This window comes from Pinibacter aurantiacus, from assembly GCF_019130065.1.
In the GTDB taxonomy this organism is placed as follows: Bacteria; Bacteroidota; Bacteroidia; order Chitinophagales; family Chitinophagaceae; genus Pinibacter; species Pinibacter aurantiacus.
The window spans coordinates 58,991-71,908 of the sequence record NZ_JAHSPG010000009.1 but is presented as its reverse complement, the minus strand read 5'-3'; the positions used below and the strand labels follow the sequence as shown (position 1 = coordinate 71,908).

The 12,918-nt window shown below is 41.2% G+C and carries 6 protein-coding genes; all 6 read right to left on the bottom strand.

The genetic code is table 11. The features are described from left to right. Positions 1 to 23: 23 nt before the first annotated feature. The 6 genes from gcvT to KTO63_RS12945 all read right to left on the bottom strand — a co-directional run bounded on the left by gcvT (position 24) and on the right by KTO63_RS12945 (position 12,793). A complete protein-coding gene (gene gcvT / locus KTO63_RS12970; RefSeq protein ID WP_217791736.1) occupies positions 24 to 1,109 on the bottom strand; it encodes a glycine cleavage system aminomethyltransferase GcvT in 1,086 nt (361 codons plus the stop codon). Between the two features lie 270 nt (positions 1,110 to 1,379). Then, entirely contained in the window at positions 1,380 to 2,363 is a 984-nt protein-coding gene (locus KTO63_RS12965) for a 2-hydroxyacid dehydrogenase (protein WP_217791735.1), read from the bottom strand. A gap of 360 nt (positions 2,364 to 2,723) precedes the next feature. Next, entirely contained in the window at positions 2,724 to 6,023 is a 3,300-nt protein-coding gene (locus KTO63_RS12960) for a TonB-dependent receptor (protein WP_217791734.1), read from the bottom strand. A gap of 351 nt (positions 6,024 to 6,374) precedes the next feature. Beyond that, positions 6,375 to 7,775 (bottom strand): hypothetical protein, encoded by a 1,401-nt coding sequence (locus KTO63_RS12955; protein WP_217791733.1) that lies wholly within the window; start codon positions 7,773 to 7,775, stop codon positions 6,375 to 6,377. 46 nt (positions 7,776 to 7,821) lie between these two features. Continuing rightward, complete coding sequence (locus tag KTO63_RS26460; protein WP_217791732.1) at positions 7,822 to 10,614, bottom strand: TonB-dependent receptor; 2,793 nt, start codon at positions 10,612 to 10,614, stop codon at positions 7,822 to 7,824. 451 nt (positions 10,615 to 11,065) lie between these two features. Next, on the bottom strand, positions 11,066 to 12,793 hold the full coding sequence (locus KTO63_RS12945; protein WP_217791731.1) for a carbamoyltransferase family protein: 1,728 nt from the start codon (positions 12,791 to 12,793) through the stop codon (positions 11,066 to 11,068). Positions 12,794 to 12,918: the final 125 nt, after the last annotated feature.

The following is a 12,918-nucleotide window of genomic DNA, read 5'->3' as shown; positions in this document are numbered from 1 at the left end:
CAGATAGCCGGCAATTATATCAGTTATACAAATGGTATTTTAGCCACTTTTGCTTTCAACAATTTATCGCGTACAGCAATGAAAATTTCTGTATCGAGATTTGCGTGTGAAGTAGCTACATAGCCCAGGCCCAGTGCTTTTCCAAGGCTTGGCGATTGCGTACCGGATGTAACAAATCCCAAAACATTTCCTTCTGCATCTTTTATTTCATAGTGACTGCGCGGAATTCCTTTGTCGATCATTTCAAAGCCTACCAGTTTTCTTTTAATGCCTTCTGCCTTTTGTTTTTCAAAAGTGCTTTTTGAGGTGAAGTCTTTTGTGAATTTGGTGATCCAGCCAAGACCTGCTTCCAGCGGGCTGGTTGTATCATCAATATCATTTCCGTAAAGGCAGAAGCCCATTTCCAATCTTAAAGTATCTCTTGCACCGAGGCCGATTGCTTTCATTCCTTTTGGTGTGCCTGCTTCGAAAATAGCGTCCCAGATCTTCTCTGCTGCGCCGTCTTTGTCTTCAAAATAGATCTCCACTCCGCCAGCGCCGGTATAACCAGTGGCACTGATCAAAACATTCTCAACTCCCGCAAAAGTTCCTTTTACGAAAGTGTAGTATTTCAAATTAAGGATGTCTACTTCAGTAAGTGGTTGTAATATTTTGGTAGCACTTGGCCCTTGTATTGCAAGCAAACAGGTTTTGTCGGAAATGTTGTGCATTTCAACATTTTTAGTGTTGCGTGCAGATATCCAGTTCCAGTCTTTTTCAATGTTGGAAGCGTTTACTACCAGCATGTACACTTTGTTGGGTTCAATGCAATATACCAGCAGGTCGTCTACAATACCGCCGTTTTCGTTTGGCAGACAGCTGTATTGTGCTTTTCCGGCTTCGAGTTTTGAAGCGTCGTTGCTTGTTACCCGCTGAATAAGATCCAGCGCATTTTCTCCTTTTAAGATGAATTCGCCCATGTGGCTTACGTCAAAAACACCAGCGTTGTTGCGCACTGTTGCATGTTCGTCGTTGATACCAGTGTAGGAAATAGGCATGTTGTAGCCTGCAAACGGAGCCATTTTTGCACCCAGAGCAATGTGTTTTTGGGTAAAAGGAGTATTCTTCATGTACTGTTTAATTTAGTTTTAAGCCCTGCAAAAATAGGAGAAAGCTCTTTTAGAATGGTCAAAGTTTTTTTCTCGCAGCGATCGCGGCGGAGCGGCGGGTGAACACAGGTCCAGTTCATTTACTTTGCTAAAATCACTCATCTGACGATAACAATGTTCAACGAACTTCATGAATTACCTCTCTGTGTCGCGGCTCCGTTGCGTCCGCTGCGAGAAATCTATTTGTGACCAAAGCACTCTAATTTCTTTGCAGAACGGCTCAAAACTTCACTAGATGACTTTATTAGCTAATTCCTTGCCAGTTTCGTACGCTTTGATGTTATTGAGGGTAACTTCTGCAATTTGTTCGAGGGCTTCTTCTGTGAAAAAGGCCTGGTGGGCAGTGATCAATACGTTGGGAAAACTCATCAGGCGCATGATTACGTCGTCCTGGATAACGGCTTCACTCCAATCGGTAAAAAATAATTTTTCTTCCTGTTCATATACGTCAATGCCCAAATACCCGAGCTGGCCGGTTTTTAATGCTTCAATAGCAGCCTTGGTATCTACCAATGCGCCGCGGCTTGTATTAATGAGCATTGAGCCCTGTTTCATCATGCCGAGTGTTTCTTCATTGATGATGTGGCGGGTTTGCTCTGTTAAAGGGCAATGCAATGAAATAATTTCGCACTGTGGCAACAGGTCTATCAAGGGCAGATACTCCACTCCTTTTGCCATCAGCTCTTTGTTCGCAATGACATCAAATGCCAGCACCCTGCAACCCATTCCTACCATGATGTCGCAAAATATCTGTCCTATTTTTCCTGTACCAATAACGCCAACCGTTTTCCCATAGAGGTCAAAACCGGTGAGCTTCTCGAGGGAAAAATTTCCTTCTCTTACGCGGTTATATGCCTTGTGTGTTTTGCGGTTGAGTGTCATTATAAGTGCCAGCGCATGTTCCGCAACTGCATACGGTGAATAGGCCGGCACGCGTACAACGGAAATGCCGTTCTTTTTTGCCGCTTCCAGATCCACATTGTTGTAACCTGCGCAACGCATGGCAATGAGTTTGATGTTGAGCCTGGCGAGTTCAGCAATAACTTTTTTATTCAATACATCATTTACAAACGCACAAATGGCATCACTTCCTTCAGCAAGAGCAACTGTTTGCTCGTTCAGTTGTGTTTCTATGTAAATAATGTTGTGTTCTTTGTTGCACGCATCGAAATATTGCCTGTCGTAAGATTTGGTGGAGAAGAAGGCTATTTGCATGATGTAGGTTTTTAGTGTTGTGTTACGAAAGTAAAGAAGGAATTAGAAATTAGGAATTAGAAGTTGGAAAGGCGTGTAGGGATTAACATTTAGGTAATAGTAAGCTAGTAATAGCATTGCCTGCCTACTATTTCCGGCCTACGGGCCGGTTTAACATGTCGCCCCGCTGGGGCTGGTATTATGGTTGCAAATTTTATTATGGAGCTACTAACGTGCCGCCCCGCTGGGGCTTAGTTGAATGCGCGGAATTCTTAATTCCTAATTCCTAATTCCTAATTGCGCACTTTCAAACACTACACTATAAGGCAATAAAAAAGGCCGTCTTTCGACGACCTCTTTCCGTTTTCAGCATATAATATTTTAGAAAGAATATTTGATACCGAACTGACCTTGCCAACGAGAGTTGATAGGATCATTAGTGTAGTAATGATCAACACCTGCAGGTGGTGGCAAGAAGTTGAATGTTGGTGAGTAACCAGAAGCTGGTGAACCCGGAGCTTTACCTGAACCGTCATTAGCGAATTTCAGGAAGTTAACAGTATAGTTGTTAACGTTGGTTACAAACGTAATGTGCCCCATGCTGTTGCTTATCAGATTCAATACGTTCAACACATCGAAGCTGAATTGAAGTGAGTGTTTACCACCACCCAATTTTAATTCGTGCATAATCTTCATATCAAGTTGGTGGTTCCATGGAGTACGCAAACCGTTACGCTCTGCATACTGACCTCTGTGTTTGCTCAGGTAGCTATCACCTTCGATGAATTTATTCAAATCAGCGTACTGTTGAGCTGCCGTGTATGTTGTTCCATCAGATTTTTTGTAATCAGCCAATTGAATATCGCTTTGATCTTTAGGAATGTAAGGCAATGGAGCATTTGATGAGTTACCAAATGGTGCATTTGTATAAATTAATGAATACGGGCTACCAGCCTGACCTGAGTAGAAGAATGCAAGTGATGTAGAGTTGCTTGCGCTCCAGTTCAACGCACCACTGATTGTAGCAACGATACGGTGACGAAGATCAAAGTTCGAATAACCCAATGGAGTATTCTGCGGATTGATCGAAGGATTCACCTCGTAGTTACTTTGGAATGAGTTGCGGATACCGTTTGAAACGTCTTTACTCATACCGTAAGTGTAAGCTACCATCCAGTTAAGATTCAATGTAGAATACTTACCTACCGGGATTCCGTTTGTTACTTTGCTTAACTGTGCAGTTAAGTTATAACGGTAACCTTCGCTTGTGTTTGTCAGCAAATACACGTTAGAGTACTGTGAATTGTTTTTACCACCAACATAGTAAGGCGTTTGAGTAGGACCAGTAGTATAGTACTGAGCACTATCCTTTACGTTGATCTGCTGGAACTTCACATCATGGATGGTTTTTGTGTACATCGCATCCAAAGTCAATTTATATCCTTTACCGAATTTATAGTCTACTGCGATGTTTGAACGAAGGATCGCAGGTAATTTAAAATTGTTGTCTACGATATCAACCTCACGTGTGCTTGCTGCAGAAGGGGAATGCTTATAAACGGTATCATACAGGTTTGTTGGATTCATTGCCAAACCAACTGTTGTACCAGAAGCTGGTCTGTAGTCAATGTTACCAAAGTTGTTACCTGTTAACGTACTAGCATAACCCATCCATGCGAAAGGCATACGACCTACGAAGATCCCTGCTCCTCCACGCAATACCAATGTTTGGTTTCCTTTGATATCCCAGTTAAAACCTAAGCGTGGAGATATTGTAGCGTCACCCAACCATTTATTAGTAAATTCATTAAATGGAGTGTGAGAATAAGTAGGATTAGATGAAACGTAGTTGGCTGTACCATTCAACGCTGAATCGAGTGGGAATTTTTTCCCTAAGAAAGGATAGTCAACTCTCACACCCGGAGTGATCTTGAATTTTTTGGTGATGGCAATTTCGTCCTGCGCATACAAGCTTGTAAGGTTAACATTGTAGCTGCTGCCCGGAACGTTGTCGTACAAAGAATTTCTGTCATTGTCAATTTTTGCGTCTCTTGGGAACACACCACGGATACGCGAAGGCTGGTCAGCAAGGAATTTATTCAAACCACCTGAATATTCCCAACGACCATTCCATGAGTTCAGGAATCCGTATGACAGCTTGTAAAACTCGTTGTGTGTACCGAAAGTAAATTTGTTGATTCCTTTTGTAACAGTTACGTTATCTGTAAACTCAAATGTTTGTTGCTTCATGTTGTAGATAGAAGCTTCTCTCCATGTACCCAACCAAATGCGGTCGTTGTCGATACTGATGAATGGAGTAGCAGGAACACCATAAGGCTGACCAGAAGCGTTCATTGGAGTTGGAAAATCTCTGTACTCATGTACATTGATGTAGCTCACAATTGCCTGGTTGCTTACGTTGTTGTTGATCTTTGTTTTTAACTCAGCAACAAGGTTAATGTTGTTGGTGTGTTGAGTAAAGTCAGTAGAAGAGAACTGGAAGTTAGTTGTAGTACGCTCAAGGTTGTTACCCCAACCAGAAGTGTACAAGCCACGGACCATCAAAGTGCTTTTTGGGCTAAGATTGAAATCCAGTTTAGCGAAGAATTTATTACTGTTGGTGAAAATTTTGCCTGGTGTGTAAGTGCCCGGATCGTAGTTGTACTGCGTTTTCATTTTGTTGATGATCGCATCGCCTTCAGCTTTTGTCATCGCAGCGCCTGGATCACCTGCATTGTAGAATGTAGGCATTTGACCACGTCCAAGCTCTGCATTGATAAAGAAGAAAGCTTTGTTCTTAACGATCGGACCACCTAAAGTGAACCCTGATTGGTAATCGTAAAAGTCATTGCTCATTTTGGTTTTCAAACCGTCTACGCTTTTACCAACCAACGCATGTGTACGACCGAAGCCATATAATGAACCATGAAATTCGTTTGTACCGCTTTTAGTTACAGCGTTTACGCTACCTCCTGTAAAGTTACCAAGCTTTACATCGTATGGAGCAAGTTGTACCTGTATCTCCTGGATCGTTTCAAGGCTGTATGGGTTTGTACGTGTACCGGCACCTGCAGTACCGGCTTGACCGCCGCCGCTCGTTCCACCAGCGGAGTTACTGAAACCAATCGCGTCGTTATTAATAGCACCATCCAAAGTGAAGTTGTTATAACGGAAGTTGCTACCCGCAAATGAGTTGTTGTTTGATTGAGGAGTAAGTCTTGTGAAATCGCCAATACCGCGACCGATAGAAGGAAGGGTGTTCAATTGAACTTTTCCTACTGAAAGACCGGCAGCTGCTGTTTTTTTACCTGCAGCAACTACAGTTACTTCTTTCAGTTCGCTGTTGCTTTGTTTGAACGCAAGGTTAATGTCTGGGTTGTTACCTAATGAAAGGTATACGTCTTTGAATTCTTCTGTTTTTGAACCTGCGTATGATATAGTAATTGTGTAAGGGCCGCCAACTTTTAAGTTAGGTATAAAATAAGTTCCCTTGTTATTAGCTTGAGTGCTTGTTTTGAAACCAGTAGGTTCATGTTTTACAAGAATGGTAGCTCCCTGGGCAGGTTCGCCATTGACACCAGAAACTGATCCGCTCAATGTAGCAGTTGTTTCCTGGGCATAGGTTTTAGTGATTGCCGTCATAGTCAAGAAGGCTATGCATAGCACTAGTAAACGTTGCATCTGTGTGTTAAATTTTATGCAAAACTCTAGTACAGCTGTGAACACAATGTTAAGGCAACATTAAGCCAATGTTATCCTAATATTACCGCAATGTTAAGAGATCGGGGTTGCTCGTTGTTAGTTGTTGGTTGTTAGGCATTTAGTTCAAGCATACTTTATAAATCGAGTGTTACGTTGTGTTAACAAAGAGGCAACATCAGTTACTTTCTAACAACTAACAACCATCAACTAACAACTAAAAAAAATAAAAGCCCCGATTGAAATCGGGGCGATTAGAATTTTTAATTCTTAACACACAGTTGCACGTTGGCAACCATTCGGTCAAATAGGGTTGTTTATAATTCCTATCAATTATTTATTCCAAACTGTCCATTTTGCTGTCCAGTCGTTAGTAGCATCCATTGCACCTACGAAAGATGTTTTATCGAAGAATGCATTTGTCAAACCTCTGTAATCAAATTTACCGGCAGTAGAAAGCGCAGGTGAACCAGTAGCAGGCTTAACATTTGGAGCTGCAGTGTTAAACGGATCTGTTAATTTGATCGCAGCAGGATCTGCGTAAACCGCGCTTAAATCATTACCTGTAACTTTTGCTTGCAAAGAAGCTACGTCGTAAACTTTTACAGCGCTTGAGTTACCCAATTGGAAATTGTTCGCTACTGAATGCAAGAAGCTGTTGTAGAAACGGCTTGTGTCATTTTTATAGTAGTTAGCAGTTGAATCATCATCGATATCAAGACCAGCTTTCTGACCACCCATAACGATTGAGTTTGCCAAAACAAATCTTGCACCTCTTCTCCAACGCATGCCATAACCATAGTCTGTGCTAGTACCTGAAGCATTATTAGGACCAACCGCAGTAAAGTTTGACAAAGTAGGTGCAGTGATTGGTGTTCTGCTCAATTGGAAACCGTTAGATGGGTTAACGTTATCTACTTCAAAGTTGTTAGAGATATCACCAGTTGTACCTTTTGCATCAGTGAACTTAGGATCTTTGATAGAGATAGCGTACTGGATCATACCGCGGTAACCGTCGTCCATATCGAAATCGTCATCAGCACAGTTGTAAGCGATAAGGTGTTTACAGTTTACAGCGCCACCGAAAAATTCGAAAGCATCATCCAAACCACGGATAACCTGAATGTAGTCGATAGTAGTACCGGAACCTACACCATATAAAGAAAGACCGTTGATTTCATCGCCCGGGTTAACTGCTTTACCGGCATACTCGATACGTACATAACGGAGTGTACCAGAACTGTGCGCATCGTTAGTACCGCCAAATGCACTGAATGCAGCATCAACACCACCTTCAATAACAGTGTGGTTGTTGTTACCTTTTGCCTGACCAACCAATACTACGCCACCGAGATCACCAGGAGCTTTTGTAGTTTCATTTGAAGTGAAAACGATTGGGTTGTCTGCATTACCATCGGCAACGATGGTTGCATCTCTGTAGATCACCAAAACACCTGCGGAGTCTTTGTTAGATACAATTTTAGTACCTGGCTCAATTGTTAAAGTTGCGCCGTCTGTTACATACACATATCCACGCAGGCGGTATGTTTTGTCTTTGGTAAATTTTCTGTCTGCTTTAATTACACCACGGATGTCCACAGTGTTTGTAGCCGGGTTAACAACATCACCACCGGTGTTGCCGCCACCACTTGGATCCGGAGAGCTGTCGCTTTTTTTACATCCAATGCTGAACGCAAAGGATCCTAGTAAAAGAAATGCTGCGATCTTTTTCATTGTTTTTGTTTTCTTGTTTTTCTAAAATCTTCGGCATCACAAAGGGCTATTTGCCGAAATTATATTTCAGGCCTAGTATGGCCGTTGTTCCGTATTTGAATGAGGTAATGATCCTATCGTCAGATGCCTTGTAATTAATGTTTGAGGTATTGCTGTCAAACTTGTAGTACCATGCAAATGGCTGAGCTAACAGATCGCTCACTGTAAATTTTACTTCCAGTTTCTGATGATAGAATTTCTGTGCTATCTGCAAGTCGATCACGTCGCGGGGTTTCTCGAAAATGTTCATCGCTGCACCGCTCATCGCACGGAACCTTAATCTCGGTCCGATCCTGTTGTACAATACATTGACAGAGAAATTATCATTAAACGAAGTGTAGTTAATACCAGTGTTGATCAGGTATGGCGATTGTCCCTGCATTGGGCTATTGATTGCCACTGTATCAATTTTCACAGAACCTTTCATGTAAGCAGCATTCACGTAGAAAGCGAAGTGTTCCATGAAGCGGTTTCCAAAGAAATCAAGCTTCTTTCTGATTTCCAGCTCTGCGCCATATACCTTAGAGTTCGTAGCATTGGCATAAGATAAAACATCATTACCTCTGTTGGTTTGCTCAATAGGCTTATCAAAGAATTTATAGAACGTACTTACAGAGAAAATTTCACCGGCCGCTGGAAACCACTCATAGCGAAGGTCCGCGTTGGTATTTTTAGAACGTACTAATTTATCATTACCAATAATGCTCAGATTGTTATCATAATCGTACACGCTATAAGAAGCCAACTCACGAAACTCAGGTCTGTTTACTGCCTGGGAAGCGGCAAGTCTTAAGTTCGTTCTGTTGTTCAACGCATAAGTTAAAATGAAAGAAGGCAATACATCCAGGTTGTTCAGCTTGATATCTGCTTTGTTTTTAGAAGAAAGCGTTTGCTGATAATTCTCAACGCGTGCACCCCAGGTTAAGCGAAGTTTATCATTGAATTTATTGTCGAGCATTACGTAGCCGGCATTCAGCATAGCCTGACCGGTGTACTGCACGGTGTTTGTTGCAATGTTGGCAACTGTCAAATTGTAAGCGTCAATATTTTCCGGGCTGAAGATGTTATTAAAAGAAGTGTTCTTTCCTTCATAGATCTGTACACCATACATATCAAGTGATGCGTAACCTAAAGCATTTGCTTCAGAAGACCTGTCGCGATAATAGTTCGCAGTTCCTATTTTAAATTTCTGCGACTGGTTCCACAAACGAAACTCCTTTGTAAGATTTGCGTTTGCTCCGAGGATATTCTCGTGTAAGAATGAATATACACGGCCCGCATTCCTGATCTCAGGAGAGTTTTCGTAGTTCAGTTTCAAGTAAAAATTGTCGTGTGAGTTGTCTTCCGAACGATAGGTAAGTATCTTTTGGTCGGGCTGGTTACGGTAAGTAAGGCCGTAAGAAGCATTCCAGTCAAGCGTCCAGTCCTGGTGCAGTTTGTGTGTACCTTCCAGTACCGAGTTAAAGATACCGTTGTTTGCAGGCTCGGTATTCACGCTTTTGATGTCGAAAAAGTTCGACGCGCCGTTTACTTCATTTCTTCCTGAACGCAATGCACTGGTGTTTACGAAGTCATTGTTGAACAGGTTCTTGAATGAAATTTTGCTCTTTCCGTAAGAATAGGTAAGGTTTAATAATGCCGCTAAATTATTTCTAACGTCGTAGTTGTTAGTATTGTAACCATACAAGAACACCTTATCAATCTGGTAGTCGTCACGCTGTCTTTCAGAAACCCTTCTGCCGTTAGCGTAGCCAACCGAATAGATGTAGCCAAGCTTTTTATTATCACCGAGAATTTTTGTGTTGCCGCCCATGTAGGAAACGCTGATGTTTGGAAGACTTTGGTTGGCAGGCTCATAACCAAATGTGTTCGAGAACATTTTAGTTACTTCTCTTTTAAACTCTGGCTTTTCGTTAATAAAAGATCCGCCTCTGTTGTAATATGGAGCAGGTATCAATCTTGAGTCATCAAAGAATCCAAGCGCATCATATTTGCCTTTTGGAAACCCTGTATAAAAATTCTTGAAAGTGGTTTTTGAGTTGTAGCCAATGTTAACAGACAACTCGCTTAATCTTTTCGAAGGATAATCTTTGGTAGCAATTTTTATTGCGCCGCCAGAAAAATCACCTGGAAGATCTGGAGTGGAGGACTTGTAAATAACAAGGTTGTCAATTAAAGAAGCAGGTATGATGTCGAAAGAAAACGCCTTCCTATCAGGCTCTGTGCTTGGCAGGATACTGTTGTTAAGCATTGCTGTGTTGTATCTTTCGTTCAAGCCACGGATGATTACGAATTTATTCTCCTGAACAGAAGCACCGCTTACACGCTTTAACACTTCACTTGTATTACGATCGGGAGATTTTTTAATGATCTCTGCAGAAATACCATCAGAAATAGAGGCGCTGTTTTTTTGAATACTATATATAGAGGCAATGGTTTCTTTTTTTGCGCTTCCTTTTACAACCACTTCCTGCAACTGAGACTTGCTGTTGCGCTGCAGCACTACATCTATCGTATTATTATCAGTGCTTACCTGCATGGCTGCTATCTTTTTTGGGAGATAGCCAACATTGGTAATGGTTATGTTGTATGTTTTTCCGTTCTCAAGGGCTATAAAAAAACGGCCCTCCACATCTGTGAGGTAACCTTTCTTAATGCCTTCTACTGTGATAGAAGCTCCAACGAGTGGAGAGGATGTCTCTTCATCCAGCACTTTACCGGACACCTTTGTAACTTGTTGGGCCCAGCTTAAGCACGTTAGTAATAGAGAGATTGTTAATAGGGTTATGTATTTGCTCACGAAACTTGCTTTGTGTTAAGAATGCTGCAAAAGTATCTGCGCATTGTTAACAAGCTATTAACGGGCGTTATCGATTCGTTAACCAAAAATGAACAAATCGTTACCTCATGTTACGCCAATGTAAACAAAAAGCCCGATGGCGCATCCATCGGGCGTTTCAGGCGCTTTCTATTGAGGGACATTTTGCAGATCCAATTAATAATTAATAATGAATAATTAATAGGTGGTTTGCGAAACTAAACGGGACCAACCATAAAAGTAAAAAGCTCAACTCTTAGCGAGTTGAGCTTTTTATTGAATGTTGCCCTATTAATTATTAATTACTAATTATTAATTGGCTTATTGTTCTATTTAAAATCATCGGCAGTCACACCTTCATTTATCTTAACACATTTCACCTTGAAGGCTATATCAGTTGCATTACCACCCGCTTCTACAGCTAAAGAAAATGCTATCTGTGCACTATGAAGTTTTCTAACACCAACATATCCATTTCTGTACGCAAAAAGCAATTCAACGCTTCTTCCGGAGAATTTACGATTGGCTCATTCTCATTAAAGGAAGTATTCAACAAAATCGGAACTCCCGTTTTTATTCGAAAACAATCTATTAACTTATAATAGTCAGGAGATATAAGTTTATCAACTGTTTGAAGACGCCCCGTTCCGTCCACATGTGTAACTGCGGGAACAGTAGCTTGCTTATTTTTTCTTATTGGAAAAACTTTCTCCATAAAAGGCACCGTGTCATTTACTTCAAAATATTCATCAACATATTCCTTTAATATTGAAGGAGCGAAAGGTCTGAAACTCTCCCGTCTTTTGATTTTCTTATTTAATATTTCTTTTGCATCGCCTCTTCGCGGATCTACGAGAATGGATCTTCCCCCTAATGCCCTCGGTCCAAATTCTGCCCGCCCATTGAACCAACCAACAACACCCCCATTTATTAAACATTCGGTAACCGTTGCATAGCGTTTATCGCATTCAGTTTTTGTATAACCAACTCCTTTTTCCTTTAATAACTTTTCTATTACATCATCACTGAAATAGCTGCCAGTATAAGCACTATGGATAGGCTCTTGTCTTTTAAGACCTTCAAGATGATGCTGTACGTATAAAGCCGCTCCCATAGATATTCCGGCATCGTGACCTGCAGGTGGAATATAAACTTGCTTAAACGGTGTATTCCTGGTTATTTTTCCGTTTAACACACTATTTTGAGCGACTCCACCAGCTATACACACTTTATCATAGCCAGTTTTGGTATGTAAAAATGTGAGCAGCTTAAATACTGTTTCCTCTGTGGCTTTTTGAACGGAAGCGGCCAAATCCATATGGTATTGCGTTAAGGGTTCGCCCTCCTGCCTTGCTTTTCCAAAAACTGCTTCCATTTTTTTTGAAAAGAGTGAAGGAACAATTGGAATGTTATTTTCATAAAAGGCATACCCTTTAGCGGGTGACCTTAAATAGGATAAATCAAGGCGAAACCTGCCCTCTTCGGGCCATTGTATTAACTCTTTAACCTTGTTGGTTAATCCTGGATCACCATATGGCGCTAATCCCATTACCTTGTATTCATCGCCATAATGTGGAAACCCTAAAAGTTGAGTAAATGCAGTGTAAAAAATACCAATTGAATGAGGGAAATTTATGGAATCGAGTACTTCTATTTTATTTCCTTTTCCTATTGCCGTCATGGTTGTTGTAAAATCGCCGGAACCGTCCAATGACAAAATAGCCGCTTCGTCGAAGGGAGAAGCGAAAAATGCACTTGACAAATGGCTACGATGGTGTTCTACTTGTCGTAGCTTATGCTCAATTATTTCAGTCCGTATTCCCGATAAACTGCATAAATCCTCAACTAAGCCCGATGATATTTGTCTTGAATTAAATATTCTCTTTTGAATATAAGATAATGATGCCAAGGGATGGCAACTCCAAAACAATAACTTCTGAAACAATTTCGATTTAGGGTCTCTGCCTATTGCTATAAAATCAACCTGTTCCATAAGTAGCCGTGCTTCTTTTAAGCAAAATTCTATGGCGAGAGACGGAAAACCGGCCCAATGTTTAACACGTCTAAAACGCTCTTCTTCAATCGCAGCAATCATTTTCCCATCCACAAAAATTGCAGCGGAAGAATCCGCATGGTGTGCATTAATTCCCAAAATAATCATACCTGTATTTTTAGATTAAAAAAACAAACTACAGGTAAGTACTCGTCACAGATTGAGTAAGCCAATACTAAGAGGAAAGAGTTTTTACTGGCAGGGGAATGCCGAACATTGATCGCTAGCGAAAA